At 37.3% G+C, this 22,974-nt stretch carries 20 protein-coding genes and 1 riboswitch; of the genes, 6 read left to right on the top strand and 14 right to left on the bottom strand.

All coding sequences use genetic code 11. The annotated features are described in order from the left end of the window. Positions 1 to 180 precede the first annotated feature (180 nt). Genes DLD54_RS01605 through DLD54_RS01585 form a run of 5 tightly spaced genes read right to left on the bottom strand, consistent with a single transcriptional unit; the run spans position 181 to position 3,565 of the window. A complete protein-coding gene (locus tag DLD54_RS01605; protein WP_109918012.1) occupies positions 181 to 1,014 on the bottom strand; it encodes a PTS system mannose/fructose/sorbose family transporter subunit IID in 834 nt (277 codons plus the stop codon). A 15-nt stretch (positions 1,015 to 1,029) separates the two neighbouring features. After that, the gene (locus DLD54_RS01600; protein ID WP_109918011.1) at positions 1,030 to 1,836 is read right to left on the bottom strand and encodes a PTS mannose/fructose/sorbose transporter subunit IIC; all 807 of its coding nucleotides are present in this window, start codon (positions 1,834 to 1,836) and stop codon (positions 1,030 to 1,032) included. A 33-nt stretch (positions 1,837 to 1,869) separates the two neighbouring features. After that, a complete protein-coding gene (locus DLD54_RS01595; protein ID WP_109918010.1) occupies positions 1,870 to 2,346 on the bottom strand; it encodes a PTS sugar transporter subunit IIB in 477 nt (158 codons plus the stop codon). Further along, a complete protein-coding gene (locus tag DLD54_RS01590) occupies positions 2,346 to 2,762 on the bottom strand; it encodes a PTS sugar transporter subunit IIA (RefSeq protein ID WP_109918009.1) in 417 nt (138 codons plus the stop codon). The genes DLD54_RS01595 and DLD54_RS01590 overlap by 1 nt, the downstream gene beginning before the upstream one ends. Positions 2,763 to 2,764: 2 nt before the next feature. After that, positions 2,765 to 3,565, bottom strand: coding sequence for an SDR family oxidoreductase (locus tag DLD54_RS01585; RefSeq protein WP_109918008.1), 801 nt, complete (start codon positions 3,563 to 3,565; stop codon positions 2,765 to 2,767). Positions 3,566 to 3,747: 182 nt separating this feature from the next. Between DLD54_RS01585 and DLD54_RS01580 the strand changes: the two genes are divergently transcribed. Together DLD54_RS01580 and DLD54_RS01575 are read left to right on the top strand one after the other, a co-directional pair. Continuing rightward, the gene (locus DLD54_RS01580) at positions 3,748 to 4,695 is read left to right on the top strand and encodes a sugar-binding transcriptional regulator (RefSeq protein ID WP_109918007.1); all 948 of its coding nucleotides are present in this window, start codon (positions 3,748 to 3,750) and stop codon (positions 4,693 to 4,695) included. Positions 4,696 to 4,803: 108 nt separating this feature from the next. Further along, on the top strand, positions 4,804 to 6,039 hold the full coding sequence (locus tag DLD54_RS01575) for an MDR/zinc-dependent alcohol dehydrogenase-like family protein (RefSeq protein ID WP_109918006.1): 1,236 nt from the start codon (positions 4,804 to 4,806) through the stop codon (positions 6,037 to 6,039). 134 nt (positions 6,040 to 6,173) lie between these two features. On the opposite strand, the gene DLD54_RS01570 is transcribed toward DLD54_RS01575, so the two are convergent. The 4 genes from DLD54_RS01570 to DLD54_RS01555 all read right to left on the bottom strand — a co-directional run bounded on the left by DLD54_RS01570 (position 6,174) and on the right by DLD54_RS01555 (position 11,731). Continuing rightward, on the bottom strand, positions 6,174 to 8,219 hold the full coding sequence (locus DLD54_RS01570) for a BglG family transcription antiterminator (protein ID WP_158593310.1): 2,046 nt from the start codon (positions 8,217 to 8,219) through the stop codon (positions 6,174 to 6,176). Positions 8,220 to 8,320: 101 nt separating this feature from the next. After that, positions 8,321 to 9,469 carry a mannitol-1-phosphate 5-dehydrogenase gene (locus tag DLD54_RS01565; RefSeq protein WP_109918004.1) on the bottom strand — a complete coding sequence of 383 codons (1,149 nt, stop codon included), beginning with the start codon at positions 9,467 to 9,469 and terminating at the stop codon, positions 8,321 to 8,323. Then, a complete protein-coding gene (locus DLD54_RS01560; RefSeq protein WP_109918994.1) occupies positions 9,469 to 9,912 on the bottom strand; it encodes a PTS mannitol transporter subunit IIA in 444 nt (147 codons plus the stop codon). The genes DLD54_RS01565 and DLD54_RS01560 overlap by 1 nt, the downstream gene beginning before the upstream one ends. Before the next feature lie 4 nt (positions 9,913 to 9,916). Beyond that, entirely contained in the window at positions 9,917 to 11,731 is a 1,815-nt protein-coding gene (locus DLD54_RS01555) for a PTS mannitol transporter subunit IIBC (protein WP_240596456.1), read from the bottom strand. A gap of 147 nt (positions 11,732 to 11,878) precedes the next feature. Here DLD54_RS01555 and DLD54_RS01550 point away from each other — a divergent pair, with 147 nt between their 5' ends. After that, positions 11,879 to 13,186 (top strand): MFS transporter, encoded by a 1,308-nt coding sequence (locus DLD54_RS01550; RefSeq protein WP_147442449.1) that lies wholly within the window; start codon positions 11,879 to 11,881, stop codon positions 13,184 to 13,186. Positions 13,187 to 13,272: 86 nt separating this feature from the next. Here DLD54_RS01550 and DLD54_RS01545 read toward each other — a convergent pair whose 3' ends face one another. From DLD54_RS01545 to ribD, 5 genes are all read right to left on the bottom strand, one after another. After that, positions 13,273 to 15,816 (bottom strand): BspA family leucine-rich repeat surface protein, encoded by a 2,544-nt coding sequence (locus DLD54_RS01545; protein ID WP_109918001.1) that lies wholly within the window; start codon positions 15,814 to 15,816, stop codon positions 13,273 to 13,275. Positions 15,817 to 16,114: 298 nt separating this feature from the next. Then, positions 16,115 to 16,588, bottom strand: a complete 474-nt coding sequence (gene ribH, locus DLD54_RS01540; protein ID WP_109918000.1) for a 6,7-dimethyl-8-ribityllumazine synthase — start codon at positions 16,586 to 16,588, stop codon at positions 16,115 to 16,117. A gap of 1 nt (position 16,589) precedes the next feature. Further along, positions 16,590 to 17,816 carry a GTP cyclohydrolase II gene (gene ribA, locus DLD54_RS01535; protein ID WP_109918993.1) on the bottom strand — a complete coding sequence of 409 codons (1,227 nt, stop codon included), beginning with the start codon at positions 17,814 to 17,816 and terminating at the stop codon, positions 16,590 to 16,592. An 11-nt stretch (positions 17,817 to 17,827) separates the two neighbouring features. Then, positions 17,828 to 18,433 carry a riboflavin synthase gene (locus tag DLD54_RS01530; RefSeq protein ID WP_109917999.1) on the bottom strand — a complete coding sequence of 202 codons (606 nt, stop codon included), beginning with the start codon at positions 18,431 to 18,433 and terminating at the stop codon, positions 17,828 to 17,830. Continuing rightward, positions 18,418 to 19,479, bottom strand: coding sequence for a bifunctional diaminohydroxyphosphoribosylaminopyrimidine deaminase/5-amino-6-(5-phosphoribosylamino)uracil reductase RibD (ribD, locus tag DLD54_RS01525; protein WP_199692033.1), 1,062 nt, complete (start codon positions 19,477 to 19,479; stop codon positions 18,418 to 18,420). The genes DLD54_RS01530 and ribD overlap by 16 nt, the downstream gene beginning before the upstream one ends. Positions 19,480 to 19,598: 119 nt before the next feature. Then, positions 19,599 to 19,732, bottom strand: a riboswitch (FMN riboswitch). A 247-nt stretch (positions 19,733 to 19,979) separates the two neighbouring features. On the opposite strand from ribD, the gene DLD54_RS01520 reads away from it, so the two are divergent. The 3 genes from DLD54_RS01520 to DLD54_RS01510 are packed head-to-tail and all read left to right on the top strand — an operon-like array spanning position 19,980 to position 22,969. Then, positions 19,980 to 20,792, top strand: coding sequence for a class I fructose-bisphosphate aldolase (locus DLD54_RS01520; RefSeq protein WP_046326703.1), 813 nt, complete (start codon positions 19,980 to 19,982; stop codon positions 20,790 to 20,792). Between the two features lie 59 nt (positions 20,793 to 20,851). Next, positions 20,852 to 21,400 (top strand): glycerol-3-phosphate responsive antiterminator, encoded by a 549-nt coding sequence (locus DLD54_RS01515; protein WP_046326702.1) that lies wholly within the window; start codon positions 20,852 to 20,854, stop codon positions 21,398 to 21,400. Positions 21,401 to 21,412: 12 nt separating this feature from the next. After that, positions 21,413 to 22,969, top strand: coding sequence for an FGGY-family carbohydrate kinase (locus DLD54_RS01510; protein WP_109917998.1), 1,557 nt, complete (start codon positions 21,413 to 21,415; stop codon positions 22,967 to 22,969). The last annotated feature ends 5 nt before the right edge of the window (positions 22,970 to 22,974 follow it).

Below are 22,974 nucleotides of genomic sequence, written 5' to 3'. Positions count from 1 at the left end.
ATTAAGGTTTATCAACCCAAAGGCTCTTAGAATGCCTATACAAATGATAACAAAGCCCAAAATTATGTACAGCCAATCATAAACGCCCGTTCTTTTTTTAGTAATAAAACCTGTAATAAAAAGCAGAAAGCCGACTGCAAGAGTAATATAATTGTCTATACCCATTTTGGTCACCATTTTCTATTTTAAAACACCAATTCCGTATCCAAGTATTCCTACTCCAAACAGAATAAAGATTAGTATAATTGGACTTACTCTCTTCTTCAGTAAATACATCATCAACAGAGTTAATCCTAAAGAAAGTAAACCCGGACATAATTGATCGAGAATATTCTGCACAGTGGTAATGGTGGTTTTGCCATTAAGGGTAGTTTTTGAAACAACGAGTGGAACATTAATTGTCGTCCATTTGTTTACCAGCACTCCCATGATAAATAATCCCAGAACGGTGGCACCTTCAGTCAATTTCTTTAAAAAGTTTCCCGAAAGTTCTTGAACTAACGACATACCTTTATTCAAGCCAAGTTTTAAGCCGTACCATTTAATTCCTAAACGAACGATGTTAAAGACAACAAAAAATAGAACAGGTCCCAGCCAAGAGCCTTGTAATGCCAGAGTTGCACCCAAAGCAGCTAATATAGGTCTTAATGTTCCCCACATCACCGGGTCGCCGACCCCACACAGTGGACCCATTAAACCAACTTTCAAACTGTTAATAGTTCCAACATCAATATCTTCTCCTTGGGCTTTAGCTTGTTCCAAAGCACTGGTCAAGCCTATAACAGGACCAGAAAATGCGGGTGTAACATTAAAGAATGTGTTGTGCCTTTTCAAAGCGGCAACTTGATCTTCTTTTTTCTTATATACCCTTCTAATTGTGGGAATCATGTCAACACAAAACGCTAAAGCATGAATTCTTTCGTAGTTATATGATGCCTGTTGAAAATTTTCAAAGATAAAAGTTTGAAAAATATCTTTTTTAGTTAATTGATTTTTGATTTTCTTCTCTACCATAATAAATCTCCAAATTTAGTCTTCCAATTCATCTTCGGCTAATTCACTATCAGGATCTGCGGCTGCAGAGTTCGCTGGGACTGTCTTTTGTGAAAATTGCGGGTCTAATTGAACGTAGATTAATGCCAATATCAAACCCACTGCACCAAAGGCAAGTAAACTAAGCTTTAAATAACCGCTTAAAACAAAGCCCAAGTAAAAGAATGGCATTAAATACTTCACATACATCATGTTTAAAATCATCGCATAACCAACAGTTACGATAAAGCCGCCTGCGACAGCCAAACCACCGGTAACGACATCTGGTAAAGAATTCAAAGCATTTTGAACCATTGTCGGATTTACAAAGGCTGCAACTAGAGTAGTCGGAATTGACACTCTCAATGCTTGGAAGATTAAAGCAGAAAAGTGGAGCCATTCAATAGCTCTAAAGTTGGCCTTTTCAACTTCTCTATCCGAAGCATGTTGAAAGAAGACAGTACACGTACGAACGATAACTGTTAATACTTGTCCAGCAGCAGCTACAGGAAGGGCTATAGCAATCCCTTTAGTAATGCTTTGATGACCAATAATTACTAAAATGGTGGAAACAGTGCTGGCCAAGGCGGAATCTGGTGATTGTGCTGCACCGACATTCATCCAACCTAAAGCAATGAGTTCCAATGTCCCACCTAAAATAATGCCTTTAACAGGATCGCCTAAAATAAGGCCCATCACGGAACATGCAATTAAAGGACGATGCGTTTGAAATTCGTCCAAGACACTTCCACAGCCTACAATAGATGACCACAAGAAAACTAAAATAATTTGAAATGTTGTCATGTTTATTCTCCTATTTAATTCGACCACAGACTTTTAACTAATTAGTTTGAGAATATCCTTTTTAGGATCATCAGCTAAAACTCGTAAATCTAAATTTACACCTAATTTATCCAGCTCTTTAAAGGCCTGTACGTCTTCTGGGGTCACAGATACTGCTTTTGTTATTTGCTTTTTACCTTCGGCATAACTTAAACCACCAATATTGATTGACTTCAACGGAATTCCGCCCTTTACCAACTCCAGTACTTCTGAAGGATTGGTAAACAAATAGAAAACTGTATCATTTTGATATTTTGGGTTGTTATAAACGGCTATTGCTTTGGGCACATCAACTACATTAACTTTCATCCCTGCCGGAGCAGCCTGTTTGACTAAAACCTTACGGATTTTATCGTTAAATACTTCTTTACTAACCACAATTATTCTTTGTGCATTAGCTAACTTAGCCCATACAGTAGCAACTTGACCATGTATTAATCGGTCATCAATTCTGGCAAATTTAATAATCATTAAAAATCATCCTCCTCTTCTTGTTTTTGCATTTCTGCACTTAAAGCCGTGGTAAAGGTGCCAGAATCCTGCAAAATTCCTTTAACTATATCTGTAATTGAGGTGCTATTCATCTTAGTTACAATTTCTAATAAAATTGGCAGCGACATTCCCGCTATTACATCTTTTGCTTTTCCCTTTAAAACCAAACTGGCCGCAGCATTATATGGTGTGCCAGAATACAGATCTGTCACGATTAAGATTTGTTCACTGGGAATGCCTGAGCTGGCAGTGATAATTTTGTTACAAACATCTTTTAGCCCTTCTCCTGGAGCAAATGTTAAAGCTATCAAATTTTCGGCTTTGCCAAAGATCATTTCCACAGCTTCTTTAAAAGCAACACCTGTTTTACCATGACCAATTAAAATAACTTTCATCTTTAACCCCTTGATTTTCCACCTGCAACATTAATTGTGACCCCAGTAATATAACTGGCTCTGTCAGACAAAAGGTAGCTCACTAAATCTGCTACTTCTGACAATTTGCCACTTCTGCCAAGGGGAGTGGTTGAAGTACTTGAATAACCTTTTCTTAACTGTTCAACAGTGATATTTCTGGTATATGCTAGGGCTTCTTCATAAGAAGGTGTTCGTAAACCGGTTGCCTCTAAAATGCCCGGTGCAACACCAACGACACGCACATTAAATCTGCCTAATTCCTTTGCCCATGATCTGGTAAAGCCATTAATTGCGCCCTTGGTTGCAGAATAAATGCTTTGTCCCTGGGAGCCTTCTAGACCAGCCTCTGATGACATGTTCACAATTACGCCCTTTTGCTTTTGTACCAGTTCACGGGCAACGGCTTGGGATAACAAGTAAACGCTTTGTACATTTACAGCAAACATCTTTTTAAAGTCATTTAGGTGCATCTCATATTTGCTTTCAGGCTCTTTTTCGTCAACCAGTAATCTTGGTAAATTGATGCCGGCATTATTTACTAAGCCATCAATCTGACCAAATTTAGTTTTAGTTTGATTAATAACATTAGTAACATCTTCAGGTGAAGTGACGTCACATTTTACGTAAAGCAAATGATTATCATTGATTTGGGATGGATTTAAATCTGCATCAACAACATTGGCACCGTTTGCTAGTAATTCTTTCACAATTGCATCGCCAATTCCCGAAGAACCACCAGTTACAATGTATGTTTTCTTAGCCAAATCAATCCAATTTTCCATATTATTATCTCCTTTTAACAAATGTGAATAATAAATTTAGTATTTTTGTTAGCGCTATCTTAACTAAAAATATAGCAACTAATGGGGTAACATTCAATAATATTGTGGTAATTTTCACAAATGTGATTTATAATAAAGATGTATTTTAAATTTTATTGTTAAATTAAAAAGGTCAATATACTATGGAAGAAAATTTAATAAACCAACTCATTTCAGTTTCAAAACTTTATTATATAAATGGTCTTACACAAGAAGAAATTGCAAAAAAAGTTCATATTCACAGAAGCCAAATCAGCAGAATGTTAAAAGAAGCTAGAAAGCTCGGGCTGGTAAAAATAACAGTTACTTCAGGTTCGCAAGATTTTACCGACCTGCAAGACTTCCTTGTGAAAAAATTCAATTTAAAAGAGGCTCTAATTGTGCCTGAAAATATTAATGATTTAAACTTAAAAACACTGGGTAATTTTGCGGCTAATTATCTCTCAAGCACAATTAGCAGCAATTCGATTGTCGGCATTTCTTGGGGCAGAACATTGGCGCACGCTTTTCAGGCCATGCCAGCTAAAAACGAAAAGCACGGTATCGTGGTTGTCCCTTTAGTTGGTGGACCAGCAGGGAGGCTTAAGAATGATTATCAGTCCAATCGCTTGGCTTACCTTTTGAGTGAAAAACTAAACGCAAAAAGCGAAACACTCAATTGTCCCGCGATAGTCAGTTCTCAGAGTTTACAAGATGAATTAATGTCTAACCCTAATAATCAGCTTATTTTTAACCTCTGGCAAAATCTTGACTATGCCATTGTCGGTATTGGTAGCAACTTAATAATTGATATGGAACAGTGGCAGGAATTTTATAAAAATTCCAGCTTCGCCACAATTTTCAGTGAAACTAATGCCGTAGGCGATATTCTTTCCCGCCCCTTTTCTGAGAATGGTGAAATTATCAGTTCATCCAAATACCATATTATTAGCATGAACCTGGACGAGCTGAAAAAAGTCCCAACCGTTATAGGAATCGCATGTGGCAAAAATAAAATAAAATCAATTTTAGGTGCTCTCAACGCCCATATTTTAGATGTTCTAATTACTACGGATATTACCGCGTTGGGTATTCGTGATTTATGTAGTTAAATCACATTTGTGCAATAAAGCTAAATCATATTGCAATTGCAGTAAATATTTATTAGTATCATTTGTGAAGTTAGCGCTTTCTGTTTTTTAGCATTAAGGAGATTAAAAATGGTTTTAAGCAAAGCTTTACGATTATACGGCAAAGACAATATGAAAATTGATGAGGTCTCATTACCTGAAATAAAAGACGATGAGATCCTGGCTGAAGTTATGTCCGATTCAATGTGCATGTCTTCTTGGAAATTAGCCAAGGAAGGTGAAGAACACAAAAAAACGCCTAATAATTTAAAAGATCATCCCATCATGGTGGGACACGAATTTTCAGGCAAAATTTTAAAAGTTGGTTCTAAGTGGCAAGATCAGTTTCACGAAAATGAAGACTTCGTAGTTCAACCAAATTTAGCTAGAGACGACACACCATTTGTTCCGGGGTATTCATATCCTTATATTGGCGGTGATGCGACATATATTATTATTCCTAATGAAGTGATGGAATTAGGCTGCCTCATTCCATTTAAGGGCGATTCTTATTATGAAGGTTCTTTATGTGAGCCGGTCAGCTGCGTCATCGCTGCCTTTGACGCCCAATACCACCTCATTCCCCATACTTACAATCACAAAATGGGAATTAAAGCAGGTGGCAACATGTTAATTGTGGGCGGAACCGGTCCTATGGGGCTGCTGGCTATTGACTATGCACTTCACGCTGATACCAAGCCTAAACGACTAGTTGTAACCGATATTGATCAGGCAAAATTAGATAGGGCCAAGGAGCTCTACCCGTCAGACGAAGTCGAAGTTCATTTCGTCAATACTAAGGGCTTGTCAGTTGACGAACAAGAGAAATTATTGAATGCAAAAGTAAATAATGAAAAATACGATGACTTGTTCTTAATGATTAGTGTCAAGCCACTGGCTGAAATGGCTGGGCGTTTAATGAATACAGATGCCTGCCTTAACCAGTTCGCTGGACCAGTCGACAAATCATTTTCTGCTGACCTCAACTTCTATGATATCCACTACAACTTTACTCACGTTGTTGGCACTTCGGGTGGTAATGCGGAAAACGAAGCTAAAGCAGCTAAATTAATTGCCGAGCACAAACTAGATGTAGCCAAAGTCATTACTCATGTCTTAGGTCTTAATGCCGCAGCTGAAACTACCTTGTCACAACCCGAAATTGGTGGTGGTAAAAAGCTGATTTATACCCACAAGAAATTTGATCGGATAGAATTAGCTAAAGTAGATCCTGATTCAGAGTTAGGTAAGATTCTCAAAAAGCACAACGGTATCTGGTCCCACGAAGCAGAACAGTGGATTTTAAATAATATGCCTGATATCTAAATTTCCCTTTTTAAAAATATAATTTTCAAAAATCAAGCACATAGAAAATGACTTGCAAGTTAGCAATATTTTCTTAAAGCTTGATTTTTTTAATAGAAAAAACACCCTTGGGAAAAGGGTGTTTGAAATTTTCTTTAATCTTTTTGCTCTAATAAAGTCCAAAAATTTTCTGCTAAAAACTCTTTTAAATCACTAGTACCGCCTTTTTCAAATAAACTGATACTGTCATTATTCATTACCAGTGTACTACTGACCGTGCCCAATGCTTTAGTTTCAACCTTACTGCTTTTGCTTGGAGCTAAAAGTAGCAGAAATCTTTTTACTCTGACCTCGTCATAATCCATTGCCTTCATTTTCACCACTGACTGCAGCTGGCACACAGCAACGTAAGCCTTTCTGACAGCCGAACTACTGGCGTGAACAAGAGCTAAACTACTATTGGGAATACCCACGGGAGACTGGTTAATACGCTTAAATAATTTTTGCGCCACCTGCTGCGAATCAATAATTATAGCTGAAGGCAGTAAATCTATAACGCCTTTAATGACCTCTTTAAGAGTTTGTTCTTCATTATTTTGATACGTAAAAAGTTGCACATTATCAACTAAATCAAGATAAAGGTCAAGTTCCTTTTTTCTTTCTTGCAGCTGTTTCAAAGCCTGCTGACTATTATCCTGCTTAAAATTAGCATTCTGATATTGGTATGTCTGCAAGTAATTTCTTATTTTTTGCGCCTCATCGTTTAAGAGCAAGGGACTGACAACTAGATAATCTCTAGCAAACCCGGGCAAATCAACTGTGGTCAAAATAATGTCGTAATTTGCCAGTTCAATTTGATTTAACTTAGTTATTTTAGTCGTATCAATTTGAGTGAGTTCTGGAATTTCTTGTTGCAGTCGGCTCTTTAAGATTTGTGATGTTGAAAAGCCATTTTCGCAAATTACCAGGGCACTTAGACCTTGACGAAATTTATGGTTTTCAATTTCATTGGCAAAATACAAAAGCAAAAGTTGCTTTTCGTACTGATGAAGCTTTTTATTTGTAAATACTTCAGCCCATTTTTCACTAATAACAGTGATTAGCTTTTGGTACTTTTCGGTTAAATAGGTAATTGACTCTAAACTATTCTCAGGCAACACAGGCTGTGATTTCTGCAACAGGCTTTTTATATGAAGGGTAATTTTTTCAGAAAAATCTGGATTACGTGTAAAATCCCAACCATAGGCAGTAGATACCAACGATACGAACTCCTTAACTTGAAGTGAAAGTGATAAATCCATGTCATCAATATTACTAGGAGCTTTTATCCGATCACTATTTTGCAATTGCAGTGCCAGAAAGTTGATTTCATTCTCGGTTAACTTGTGGCCAAGATCATGATATTTTAGTCTTGTTAAAAAATCTTTTACAAGTTTGACATATTTAGGCTTTATATTATTGTCTACTGTATTAGTTAAAACGCAACCATTCTTAAAACGGTATAACGATAAAGAAAACATTAAAACTAAAGAGATGGTCTGTCTGTCATAAATTCCTGTAAGTTGAGGCAAAACACAATCTGCTAGAGTTTGATAACATTCTAATAAGAGATCAGTAGGAATAAGAACGGCAAACAAATTACCCGTTATTTCGTTATTTGCTAGTCCTTGTAAAAATTGATATTCATTGATTTCTTGCAAAACTATTCTGCAAAAAAGATATCTGCGGATTTCTTCGGAACCACTAATTACAATTCCCACGCCTTTTTTTCGTATTAGTGATAAGCCATAGTCTTTCAATGACTTAGCGACCACATCCAGATCCCTTTGAATTGTGCCCTGGCTCACTTCCAGAGTTAAAGCCAAATTATTAATCTTCATTTCGGCAGTGCTTAATAGTAAGATGCAAATTACTGCATTCTGTCTTGAAGGAGTAGCTAAATAAAGTGTATTTTTCTGCCCCGCCAAGCTTATTTCTATATTATTTAATGTTGCAGCACTACCCTCAACTTGATAAATACCATTTTTGCTGGTCAGTACTGCTCCTTCTTGCCGTAAACTTGGTCTTAAATCAGCAAATTCTCTGTATAACGTTCTCTGGCTAATACCAAGTTGTTGTTCCAATTCAGCTAAAGACAGGCCATTTTTATTATTAATTAACTTTAACAAAATTTTCTGCTGTCGCTCTGTAAATACAACCATTTTTCTACTCTTGCTAAATATGCGATAATACATTTAATTAAGAAAACAGCCATTAATATGATTAAACTATATAACGGCTGTTTTTAATACATTAAATTAATTTATTTTTTAAATTCTGCTGATATTTGAGTAGCAATTTCACCAATCAAATCTTGATCTTGCAAGCTGGTTGTTTGCTTAACTACTTCGGCAAATTTATTCTGGATTAACTGTTGTAGTTTGACACTTTCATCATCACTTGGAACATCAAACTGGTATATTTTAGCTACGGTTTCAAGCAACTTGTCATACTTTAATCCCCGTTTCTTAGCTTCACGAATTGGTCTGATAAATCTTTCATCATAACCTAACTTACGGATTGGGGTGCGTCCGACGCGAGCTATAGTATCGGAAATGTATGGATTTTCAAAACGCTGAATAATTTTCTTTTGGTACTGTGCATGTTGAGCGGGATCAAAATGCCATTTAGCAATCAGCAGAGCGCCAGTTTCTTGTAAAACACCTTTTAGTTGCTTTAATACTTGTTCATCTTTAATCGCTTCGCCAATATTGGTGTACCCTAGAGTTTTTCCAGTATAGGCAACCGTAGCGTGCCCAGTGTTAACCGAAAATAATTTGCGCTCAATATATGGTTCCAAATCAGGTGCATAATCAACTCCAGTTAATTTTAAAGATGGATTAGCCATCTGAGATTCATCAACTATCCATTCTTTAAACGGCTCCACTGAGACAAGCAGCGGATCATCATGCTTTTGTAAAGGAACAATACGGTCTACAGCTGCATTGGGAAAGCCAATATAGTGCTCGCAGTATTCTTTATCATCTTCGTTTAAATGTTGATAGACTTCCTTTTTTAATAATTGTGAACCGCCAATCATATTCTCACAAGCTATGCAATCCAGCTTTTCTTCATTGCCACTATTCTTACGGGCACTGATCCCTTGTGCAATCAGTGGAGCAATAAACTGCAAAATCTTGGGTCCAATAGCAGTCGTCACTAAATCTGTGTGAGCAATGGCAGCGACCACTTCTTCTGGATTTTGCCCATTATTTATGCCACAAACATTTTTGACAGTAATTTTCTGTTGCCCTTCTGCAGCTAGTTCAATGGTGTATTCTTTACGTTTGTTAAGTTCGTTAATGATGGTGTCGTTAACGTCAACAAATGTAATTGCAAAATCATTAGCGGCAAGAGTTTCTCCAATAAAGCCTCTACCAATATTACCTGCTCCAAAATGAACTGCTTTCATTAACCTTTTGCTCCTTCCAATAAATCAATCACTTCTTGTTTTGATTGAGCGTCTGCTAAGTGGGCGACATTTTCAATCTGTCCACAAAATGATGCAATTTGTGATAAAACTTGTAAATGCTCATTATTAATACCCGCAATCCCAAAAATGGCAGTCACAATTTGCTTTTTTGCTGGATCATCTGAGAAGTCAATCCCCTCTGGAACTTGAATAAAAGAAATGCCGGTTTTTTTGATGTACTTTTTCCCTTCTTCTGTACCATGGGGAATAGCAATGAAGTTGCCAACGTAGGTGGAAAGCTCCTTATTACGAGCAATCATTGAGTCAATATAATCAGTGCTTACACAACCACCATCAACTAACAACTGTCCAGCTGTGCGAATCGCATCTTCTTTTGTGTCAAATTTTTGGTTAAGTACTATCATATTTTGATCAAGGTTCATCATCTTACACATCCTCACCGTTTAAATAAAGAACTAGTTGTTTTAATTCTTTACTTTTTAGTAAATCATCAACCACAATCACTTGTGCTTTACTTATTTGACTACCTAACTGCTCTGCTACAGGTTTAGTTGTGATGAACAGCTCATCTGCACTATCAACAACTTCATCAAGTGCTTTTCTGGCAGCAACAAATTTCTGGTGAGTTTTGGCAAGCTCATCATTGAATAAGCTTGCAGCCATGGTAGTAGAACCTATATTATTTTGCCCGCTGACAAAATATATTTTTTGGACTCTGTCAAAGTCGATCTTGTCAAGAACATTAGTAGTATCTGCCGTATTCTTATCTGCGCCACTAGGCTTATTTTCTTTAGTTTCCTGCTTGAGCATTGCAGCAATTTCATCATAGCGGCTGCTGCTCATAAAGTTACCTACAGAAATGTGCATTGCGTCTGGAGTTTGGGCAATAGCCCGATCTGCTAATTCTTTTTGGGTTACAACTAATAAATTAGGTTCAGGTTTAAGATCACGAATAGCAGTATTGGTAACTGGAATATCAGTAATTCCTTCTTTTTTCAGTTTGTCACGAAGTAAAGATGCGCCCATTGCAGATGAACCCATTCCGGCATCACAAGCAAAAATAATCTTGTTAATCTTTCCAGATTTGCTGAAGTCCGCATTATTATTGGTAATTCCTTTGGATTCAGCTTTCATTTGCTCTACTTGTGCCTGTTTTTCTTCCAGGTCACCACCTAAAGATTTATCCCGCTTTAAAATGATTGCAGATAAAACAAACGAGACAGCAGTTGCTACCAAAACTCCGGCTAGATTTGCTATATAGCTGCCTTTTGGCGTCATTAGCAAAATTGCAATAATGGAACCCGGTGAAGCAGCAGCTTTTAAACCAGCACCCAATAATTGGAACGTAAATGTACCTGAAACACCTGCTAAAATTGCCGGAATAATTAAAATAGGTTTCATTAAAATGTAGGGGAAGTATATTTCATGAACACCACCCAAAAAGTGAATGATGACTGCACCAGGAGCAGAAGACTTAGAACTTCCTTTGCCGTAAAGACAAAAAGCTAATAAAATTCCTAAACCGGGGCCGGGATTAGATTCCAGTAAAAATAGCATTGACTTACCCAGCTGTCCTGCTTGCTGGATACCCAAGGGAACCAAGATACCGTTACCGACAGCATTGTTTAAGAATAGAACCTTTGCTGGTTCAATAAAAATGTTGGCTAATGGCAATAAGTGAACGGAAATAATCCAAGAAACACCTTTAGCAGCTAAGTTACTCCCACTGACAACTAAAGGATTAATGATGGATTGGCCAATAATGGCTAAAATAATACCAATGATACCGGCAGAGAAATTTTTATAAATCATTTCAAAACCGGCTCTTATTTTATCTAAAAATAATTGATCAAATTTCTTAATGCACCAACCGCCTAAAGGACCCATAATCATCGCACCAAGAAACATTGGCACTTTGGCTCCGACGATAACACCGGTGGTAGCGATAGCGCCAAGAACTGCTCCGCGCTCATCATAGACCATTCGACCACCTACATAGCCAATCAGCAATGGTAATAAGTAATGCAGCATTGGATTAATCAACTCTGCAATATGTGCGTTAGGGAACCAGCCGCCTGGAACCATGAACAAAGCAGTAATTAGGCCCCAAGCTATAATCGCTGAAATATTGGGCATAATCATACCCGAAAGCGCTGTGCCAAATTGCTGCACTCTAGTTTTGACTGATTTTTTACTTTTTACTGTATTTTGACCAGTAGCTAAACTTTCTTGTGACATCATTTTCCTCCTCTTTAAATCTATCTATATTAATTCTATGGGAGCCTGTATACGCTTACAAGGAAATCTAGTGGCACTTTTGGCAGTAGTAAATTGTCAAAACGAATTAAGTAAGATTTATCTAGTGAAAAAAATCTTTGATTTACGAATTTGTATATTAAAAAAGACCGTTTTACGCAAAGAAAACGGTCTTTTGTGTTGCATTTGGTGCCAGAAAAATTGCTACATGGTACGCTTTTCGTTAAATTAAACGAAAGCGTGGCAAAATTGAATAATAACTTTCTTAGCCGTAATCAAATATTATTACCACTAATCAATTTTTTGACGAATTTTAGCAGCATCTTGGTTGGAATTGGCGGTTCACTAATTATCCGTGAATATTCAGATAATATCGTTATTAACGGCTTGATCTCAAGCATCAGTTCATTAGCACTTATTGTGAGTGTTTTATTTATCGGTTCCAAGCTTGATAACACTGACAAAAGGCGCATGCTTATCTGGATGTATATTTTACTGAGTTTATTTTTATTACTCCCTTTTACTTTCCCGCAAAAATACTTTGTACCTTTATACATACTGGTTGATCTGTGTATAACAATGTTTAGCTTAGTAGAAGGGTTATCTTTCACTGGGAATTTAAAGTCACTTCTGACTGATAATGCACTGGAGCGAACTATTAACCATAATTCCATTGCCGGACTTATTGGTAATATTGCCAGTGTGGCAGCGATGGCAGTTTTAATTTTTACTACCCGCAACTATTTGTCTTTCCTCTTGGTAGCAAGCAGCGGCTTTTTTATAAATATCTTTCTCTCTATTGCTTTACACCAAAGGCACTTTACTAAAAACCAAAATAGCTTTAAAACCTTAACCCATCTCGTGACAGTTTGGCACAAAATAACTGCTAGCAAAGGCTTACGCGCCTCAATTTTTGTTGCCATCTTTACCAGTGCTCTCCAAGCAGTATTTAACGGATTGATGATCTATTTCTGGAAAGCGATTGATCCTAACTACAGTCACGTCTACTGGTTACTAGTTGCCGTAGTCAGTGGTCTTTTCTTAGGTGCTATTCTTATTCGCTTTGATAATAGATTTTGGCTACTTAGTGCTTTAGTATTTATTACCACGCTGGCTTTAGGAATTTTCTTTTTAAACCAAACAATCGTTACTATGACTGTTATTACTGTACTGATATATGGCGAAACTTTACCAATCGCTAATTGGTGCAATAAAACTAGAATTAAAAGAACCGGTAAAGAGGTGCAGTCTTCCCAGTCAAGTTTCTTGCAGCTGGGGAGTGCTCTCTTGAATATCTTTTTTACTGTCGGAATATCTGCAATCGCCAATGCTTGCCACCAACCAGCTCTTACTTTACTTGCTGCAGGAATTGCCCTTTTACTTGTTTTTAGCCTTCTTGGCAATAATATGCAGCGGTACCGCCAAGAAATGATCAATTAAAAATTGGTCAAAAAAATCAACCATTTCTCGTAATAGAAATGATTGATTTAAGTTAACTTTTTAAATTAATATGCTTCAAACAGTTCTTATTCTTTTCTTCTGCGTTTAGTCCCCACACCTAAAAGACTCAAAACTAGTGCTGAAATACCTAAAAGAAGCATGCCTATTTGAGATTTCCAATCTGAACCTGTCTGAGCCAAAGTTCTGGTCTTTTTACTTGCACCAGTAGACTTACCTGATTGTCTACGACCTTCATTTGGCTTACTGGTAGACTTGCTTTCTTTAGTTGCCTTTTTATTAGTCTTATGTGGTCCCTTCTTATTCTTATTGGGCTTTGAATTACCGCTAGAATTATGACTATTGTCATTGTCGCTTGGTTCCTGTCCTGGTTCTTTTCCCGGTTCCTTAGCACTTTGATCATTCTTCGTGTAAACGTAAACCACGTCCTGAGGTTGGCTGGTAAAGAATCCTGTGGCGTTATTAGGTCTAGCCTTTAACGTATAACCGGAAATAGTTTTTATTTCAGTTTGATAGCCGTCACCAACATTACCGCTTAAAATAACTTTAGGAGCGATTTGATTACCGTTTTCATCTTCATAATGAACCGTTACATCAGCGGCCTTAACAGGCGTTTTACCGTTATTTGTAGGTTTTTGATAAATAAACATAATATCATCTACGTTTTCGCCTATCAGTCCTTTAGCATTTTTCGGCATAGCCGTTAAAACATAACCAGGAATTTCTTTGACTTTAGCTTCATAAGGAGTGCCGTATGTACCAGTGTAGGTCTCATCATCTGCAAGCGTCTTGCCCTTTTCATCTTGATAATGAGCTGTTATTGTAGTTTCACGCACGTACGTTTCATCTTTTGCACCAACTTGCCAATTTTTCATCAGTTGTTCTGATGACCATTTTTCTGAGCCTTCAGGATCCTGCATTGTTTTCTTTCCAACATTTAACCAAGTTCCTGGTGTATCAAGACCCATAATTGAAACGAGTTTGTTTCCTTTTCCCAGTTTCAAAACTAGCAGGTTTTGGTGCCCTTTCAGCATACCATAGGTGTTACCATTACTACTCATATCAAAATTGCTGATGTCTAGGGTTCTTAAGTTCGAAAGTTGAGGATATTTACCATCTACTTTAGGATTAGCGTAGAGATAGAACATTTGACTCATGCTTTTTACTTTAGAAGTATTGAAACTTGACAAATTTAAACCGATTAAACTATTCGTATCACGAAACATGTATGACATATCTACAACATTTGCAGTATCAAAGTTGCGCAGGTCTAAGTATGTTAACTTATTACATCCTTGAAACATACTATTCATAGTTGTAACTTGAGAGGTGTCAAAGCTAGAAATGTTTAGGTCTTTTAGCTTTGTACATTTCATGAACATAAATGACATATCCGTAACTTTACTAGTATTAAAGTTAGAAAGATCAAGTGAGACAAGGCTGGAATCCCAACCGAATACTGAACTCGTATCGCTAGAGTATTTATAATACATACTAAACATTGACGTCATGTTTTCAACATTTTTAGTATCAAAACTGTGTACATCAATGTTAGTCAAACTTGCACAGTGATTAAACATATATGACATGTCTTTAACATTAGTGGTATTGAAGCTAGTAACATTTAATTTTTCAAGACTCTCACACCCTGCAAACATCCATGACATATTTGTGACTTGGGAAGTATTAAAATTCTGCAAATCTAATTCTTTGAGACTTTTGCAACCAGCAAACATATATGACATATCTTTGACTTGGGAAGTATCAAATTTACTTAGGTCAAGATCTTCAAGATTGGTACAGCGGTCAAACATACAATACATATTTTTAACATTTGAGGTATTAAAATGAGAAAGATCTACATGTTTAAGACTACTGCATTGACTAAACCAGGCATACATGGTGGTTGCTTCCGAAGTATCAACGTTTTCTAAACCTTCAATATCAGTTAGGCCTCTAAGACGAATAAAAACTGACTTAACATCGCCGACAACTTTAAAGTAGCCGTCAAAGTTTACCTTTTTTACATGCGTACACTCAGGGTCTGGTCCATCTTGACCTAGAAATCCAGCTACGAGACCAGCATTACTTACAATAGTCGGATTATCCTTATCATGACTACCACTTACAGTTAATATGTGAGTATCACTATCGTAACTTACGTCAGCATTACCCCACTTACCTGTTTTAATAGCTTTTGTACTAATTTTATTTTTATTCTGAGTGATGTCTGTTTCTGGTTGGTCATTACCAGCAGAAGTTTGAGAGTTGGAATCTTTATTGTTGCCCTGCGGTGAGTCTACACTCCCATTTTGAGTTTCATCTGCATTATCTGTAGTACCATTAGCATTTCCTTCTGGTGCAGTGGTATTCGCATTATTAGTAGTAACGACCTGATTATTTACTTGAGATACAGTATTGTTTGCTACTCGAGTTTTAACACGACTATCATTATCATTCTTATTAAAGCTTCGTGCAGTGTCTTGTGTTCCTGAATTGCTATCAGCCTTTACGACATTAGTATTCAAACTCATCAAACCAAGCGCAGCTGCCGTTAAACTGCTAAAAAGCAGTGCTCCAGTCCGCTTATTGTGATCTAATCCTTTATTCATTTCTTACCTCTATCATAAATCGAACTATTTTGTCTAAAAAAGTATGTATACTATCACATCATCAGTATATATATTAAACAATAACAAAGCAAGCTTATTATAAATTATTTTTACTAAAACAATGATAAATAAATTAAAATACTACAGTAAAATTCAAGATATAAAATAACATTAATAGCTTTTATATAATATATAATTGATAATCACATATTTATTAATTAAAAAATAAAACAAGTCGTTTCTGAGAATAGAAACGACTTGTTTTCTAGTCATTATTAACAGTGATTAAATGTAGTAATTATAATTGTTTAATTTGTTCTTCTATATTTAAAACCTCTAACACATCCGTCGCACATTCTGCACCTTTATTGCCTGACTTACCACCGGCACGATCAGTTGCTTGTGCAACTGTATCAGTCATTAACACGCCAAACATCACTGGTACTTTTCCGTTAGCTGATGCTGCTGCCAACTGCGACGTAGTGCCTTCACAAACATAGGTAAAGTGAGCAGTTTCGCCCCGAATTACTGCGCCTAGAGCAATAATACCATCGACTTTACCACTCTTTGCCAAACAGTTAACTGTGCGGGCAACTTCGAAGGCTCCAGGTACTCTCACAATCACAATATTTTCATCTTTCACGCCCGATTTTTTTAATTGTGACACTGCTCCAGAAAGCAAACGATCTGTGACCACACCATTAAACTGAGCAACAACAATCCCAATCTTTTTATCTTGTCCTTGAGCAATGTTTCCGTTAATTTCTTTCATATTAATCCACCTCATTTAAAATATGGTTCATTTCATGTTTTTTAGTTGCCAAATATTTTTTATTTTCTGCAGTCATGCCCACTTCAACTGGAATGCGTTCAGTAACTTTGATGCCATAGTTTTCTAATTGCGCTACTTTATCTGGGTTATTAGTCATTAATTTAACCTCGCTAACGCCCTTTTGTCTTAAAATTTCAGCAGCGACATTGTAGCGGCGAGCATCAACTGGCAGACCAAGATGTTGATTAGCTTCTACTGTATTCATACCCTCATCTTGCAGCTTATAAGCACGTAATTTATTCTCAAGACCAATTCCCCGACCTTCTTGACGCAAGTATAAAACCGCTCCTGAACCATTTTCTTCAATTTTAGTTAATGCTGCGGCAAGTTGAGCGCCACAATCACAACGCTTAGAACCAAACACATCTCCCGTTAAGCATTCACTGTGAAGCCGCAATAAAAGCGGCTCACCTTTTTTAACTTCACCTTTGCTAATTAACAAAGTAGGCTGCTTTTCAGGGTGCTTTGTATCTCTGAAACCTTCAAGCTGAAAATGACCATATTTTGTGGGAAAGTCAACCTTGGTAAAAGACTCAATTCCCAAATCTTTGTTTTCCTGATTTTTACGGTACTCAATTAACTCCTCAATGGTCAAATAAGGTATGCCAAGTCCTTCTGCTAAAGCTTTTAAATCTTTGCGTCTGGCCATTGTTCCGTCTTTTTTAATACATTCACAGATAAAGCCAACAGGAGCAACGCCAGCTAGTCTTGCCAAATCTAAGGCTGCTTCTGTATGACCGGTCCGTTCCAGCACGCCACCTCCTTTAGCTACTAACGGGAAAACATGACCAGGATGATAAAAATCAGCCCATTGACTATTAGGATCAGCTAACTTTTTAATTGTTTTCGCACGATCAAAAGCTGAAATTCCCGTAGTAGTTTCAGTGGAGTCAACACTAAGAGTAAAAGCCGTGCCAAAAGTATCGTTCGAGCCAGTTTCAATTGGTTTTAATTGCAGACGGTCGGCATACGCTTTGCTCATTGGTACGCATAATAATCCCCGAGCCTTAGTAATCATCATATTAACCGCTTGCGGTGTAACCTTCTCTGCTAAGCCAATCATATCCCCTTCAGACTCACGCTGCGGTGAATCAGCCACAATAACTAATCCACCTTTTAGCATATGTTTTAATACCTTTTGCATTTTTTCATTCAATTGTTCTGTCATTTTTTTCTCCATCAAAATTCTTTTTTCCAAGCCTGAATCTGCTTAACTGCGTAGCGACCAATCATATCCACTTCAATATTTGCTTTATCACCGACCTGATAATGTGCAAGCGTAGTATTTTGGATAGTATAAGGAATTAAACTTACGCCAAATTGATCATTCTCTGCCATCGTGACGGTTAAACTGATGCCGTCAATAGCGATCGACCCTTTTTCAACAATAAAGGGAGCATACTTATGTGGTACTGCGAATTCTAATTCTATGGAATTTTCATTTTCGTTTCTTATAACCAGTTCAGCTGTAGTATCAACATGACCCGCAACAATATGACCATCTAGTTTGCCGTTCAGTGCTAGTGCGGGCTCTAAATTTACCAAACTACCTTTTTGTAAATGGCCTAGATTAGTCCTTTTCATCGTTTCCGGCATTACGTCTACCGCAAAGTCATTATCGCTCCAATCGGTAACAGTCAAACAAATACCATTAACGGCAATACTTGCTCCTAAAGGCAAATCTGCTGGCGTTAATGCAGAAGCACAGATGCCCAATCTGGCATGTTGCTCACTAATTTCTAAACGAGTAATGGTGCCTGTTGCCTGAATTATTCCTGTAAACATTCTTTTCTCCTCACGCGTATTCTGATATCTTGATTGAATCTCTTAACATCCAAAAGTTGATAGTCACTTTTTGTTGCTGCAGGCTGACCAAACACAGCTGGTAAACCAGTGCCGCCTAAAACTAAAGGAGCTACGTATGTTACTATCTCGTCCGCCAAACCGGCTGCCACAAATTGAGTCTGTACGTTGCTACCACCTTCAACTAATAGTGACTGAATTTCATGTTCAGCTAAAAATTGCACTATTTTTGTTGGTGTCCAATTAGTTGCAGTATAGCAATGAACGTTTTCAGCTACTTTTTGCGATAAATTGGTTGCACTTAACAGCCAAATTTCACCACGTGTCTTAAATATCTGACTGGAAAAATCAAGCTGATTAGCATCCCTAGTTAAAACAATCTTAATTGGTGGCTGTGGTAAGTTCTTAATTCTAACTGTTAGCAGCGGATTATCAATTCGTAAGGTATTGGCCCCGATTAAAATTGCTTGGTTTTGCAGGCGCAACCTTTGCACATCTATTTGAGCTGCATCCCCAGTCAAAAGCGTTCTCGTTTTACCCGCAGCATTAATTTTGCCGTCAATAGACATTGCATATTTAAGTGTTACAAACGGTCTTTTTTGCCGATAAAAAAAGTTATACGCAACATTTAAATTTTCAGTGCCACCAATGACCTCAGTCTGAACACCATGACTTTCTAAATATTTAATGCCCTTACCTGCTACAATTTGATGAGGATCAACCTGACCGATAACTACTCTTTTAATTCCAGCTGCGGCTACTTTTTTGCAACAAGGAGGCTGTTTGCCATAATGACTGCAGGGCTCTAGCGTGACATACAAGGTTGCTCCCTGAGCCTCTTTGGGGTCAGATAAATGTGCTAACGTGTTTACTTCAGCATGTTCTCTGCCATATTGATGGTGATAGCCCGTTGCTAAAACTTGCTCGTTTTTAACTAAAACCGCACCAACTAATGGATTAGTCCAAGTCATCCCTTCTGCTTTCACAGCTTCTTGGGCTGCCATTTGCATATAATCCTTGTCTTGCACTATCTCACTTCCTAAGCATTAAAAAGCCTCGTTGATTTTATCAACGAGGCTTATTTTTTATTCATCAAATAAGATTTCAGCGAAGTTTAATAACGACGCGAGTTTTCTGTCTAATCTTGTTTGTTCTTCTCCCATCCAGACTATAACTGTCGGTACTAGACTCTCACTAGTTCCACCGCAAAACGCGGGTCACGGACTTCAATTATTAATTGTCACCGTCGGTAAGGAATTGCACCCTGCCCCGAAGAAACCGTATTCAACTATTTCAAGTATAGTATAGTTATACGATATGAGCAATAGCATTTGCTTTGAAAAATTATTACTAAAACAATTTGCCAAATTTCATTGACAGCGTTTTCAAATACTGCTATGCTTACATCGTAATAAAATATAAAACTGAACGAGAAAATTAGAAGGTTCAATTAAACCTGTGCAGAATTCTGCACTTGGGTTTATTTGGACCTTCTTTTTTTGACTTCAATTAGAAAAGGAGATTACAAATGGATAAAGCAAAACGTTTAAATAATATTTTTGGTAAAGATGGCAAAACGATTATTGTCGCTTTAGACGGATTCGGTTTTTCCGCTAATACAGACGGGGTAGATTTTTCAGTCAAAAGCGTTCATCAGTTATTAAAGTATGGGCTTAACTGTGCCTTAGTTACTTACGGGCAAGCTCAATTATTTGCGCAAGATTTAATTGATGTGCCGACAATTTTAAGAGTAGACGGGTCGGTTAATGTTTTTGACAGCAGTGTTCCTGAAACAGCACAATTCTTCGATGTCACTGATGCATTAAAACTAGGAGCAAGCGGCGTTGTCTGCATGACTTTCCCCGGCAGTCAAGGTGATAGAGAAGAATTTTCTCATAAAATGTTAGCGCGGCTCGCAAAACAAGGCGAGGAATGGAACGTGCCAGTGATTGCTGAGACCCTTCCTTGTTCTTACGCCGTTTCTGACCAAGAACCTAACTCAGATAATCCAGACTATATTAAAACGGCAGCAAGATTAGGCGTTGAATACGGTGCCGATGTCATTAAAACCAGATTTACTGGTGATATTGAGACTGACAGAAAAATTGTAGAAAACACCAGACGTCCTGCAGTAGCTTTGGGAGGACCAAAAACTGACAACAAGACCTACTTTGAATACGTCCACAACTTAATGACAGCTGGAGTTTGCGGAATTGCAACTGGAAGAAATATTACCCAAGACCCTAACCCAGTTGGTAAGGTAGCAGCTCTATCTGCAATTGTCCATGATGGCAAAACAGTTGAGGAGGCTCTTCAAATATATTCAACTACCAAATCCTAATTACCACTTAATAATTTTCTTTAATAAAGCCTAGTAATAATTTAATTGGAGGAAATTGAATGCAGAACCAGAAAACAATCATACCCTCAGTTAGAGAGCTAAAACTTTTGCAACTTGCTTGTAAGTCTAAGGCATCAATTATTCTATTGAGTAACACTGATATAGGAAACTTAATTAAGCAAACTTCGTACGTTCATAAATTCAGAAAAAAAGCTTTTGTACATTTGGAATTAATTGCAGGTTTTGCACCAGATGCAAAAGGCTTGCGGTTACTTAAAAACATGTACCAAGTGGATGGTGTTTTTACTACTAATATTCAAGCAGGCAATATTGCAAAGAGTATTGGCCTCAACGTGATCTATCGTTTTTTCTTAATTGACAGTCGTTCTCTTAAAAGAACTGGCGCAATACTTGAAAATAATAAGTTTGATGCTATTGAAGTTTTGCCAGCATGTTCAGCAATAGCTGAATCAGCTGATCTAGCTAAATTAAACATAAGTTCTAAATTATTTGCCGGAGGTTTTATTAAAACTTTAAATATGGTCGATCAGATTTTTAGATTAGGATTTTCTGGCATTACTACTAGTAATAGCAAATTATGGCAATGAAAGAGGTATAAAATGACCAAATATTTAATGGGAATAGATAATGGTGGTACTTCAACTAAGGCAGCTATTTATGATGCTGCCGGTAACGAAATTGCAAAGTCCACAATATATACGGAAATGATAACACCTCATGAATACTGGACTGAAAGGGATATGTCTGAATTAAGAGCAGTAAACTTTCAGGTCATTCATGATGTTTTGCAAAAATCAAAAATTAACCCGAAAGAAATTGCTGGGGTCGGTATGACTGGTCATGGTAATGGCCTTTACTTAATCGGTAAGAATGGTCAGTTTGTGCGCAATGGCATTATTTCTACAGATAATAGGGCTAGTGCTATTGTCGAAAAATGGCTTGCTGATAAAAATTATGAAACAGCTGTCAGACCTAGAACCTACGCCACTATTTGGAGTTCACAACCAGCTGCCCTTTTAAAGTGGCTTGATGAAAATGAACCTGAAGTCTATGACAAAACAGAATATGTCTTCATGATTACCGACTTAGTCAGATATTGGCTAACCGGCAAGGCAGGTTTTGAAATTTCAAACGCAAGTGGCACCTCACTTTTTAACCAAGACACAGAAAAATTAGATGAAAAGGTATTCGAATTTTTCGGTATCAAAAAGTGGCTAAAAAAGATTCCACCACTAGTAGATTCTACAGCTGAATGCGGGAAAATCACTGCAGCTGTCAGCAAGAAAACCGGACTGTGTGAAGGAACTCCAGTAGCTGGTGGGCTATTTGACATCACCGCAAGCGCACTTTCAACAGGACTGGTTAAACACAATCAGTTATCAATTGTAACTGGAACTTGGAGCATTAACCAGTACATTGATAGCAAAATCTCAGTTGTTAAAGACTTATTTATGACTTCTGATTATCCGATTAAAGGCGAATATCTCTTAACTGAGGCGTCACCTACAAGTGGCTCTAACTTAACTTGGTTCACAGAAACATTTATGAAGGATCATACCCAACTGTTAAAGATGGTTAATGATGAACATAGTATCTATGATTACTGCTCAAAATTGGTGGCAGCAGTTAAACCTTGGGAAAGCAAACTGATTTTTTACCCATTCATTTTTGGCTCTAACGCTGGTATTGCGAACTCATCTGCCGGCTTCATTGGGGCTTCAAAAGATACCTCATTAGCCCAATTTGTAAATGCAGTTTATGAAGGCGTTTGTTTCGCCCATAAAGCTCACGTTGAAAAATTACTCAAAATAAATGCCAATGTTTTGTCTTCTCCAATTCGCATAGCCGGCGGAATCACTAATTCACAAGTATGGTTACAAATGTTTGCAGATATTTTTCAAAAACCATTAGAACTAGTTAACGTTAAGGAAAACGGCGCAATGGGAGCAGCTATGGCAGCTGGCGTAATGTCCGGCTTATTTACCGACTTTAAAGCAGCAGCAAAAAGTATGGTTCATATTTCAAGAACAATTACTCCTAATCCTGAACTGGCAGAGGTTTATCAGGAAAAATATGATCTATATCAAAAAGTAGTTAAAGACCAATCTTTTGTTTGGAATGATATCGGCAATACCCAATTAGAAACAACTAACTAACAACA

Source organism: Lactobacillus helsingborgensis, from assembly GCF_003173695.1.
Lineage (GTDB): Bacteria > Bacillota > Bacilli > Lactobacillales > Lactobacillaceae > Lactobacillus > Lactobacillus helsingborgensis.
Note: the sequence above shows the minus strand (reverse complement) of the source record. Positions and strands in the feature narration are given on the sequence as shown.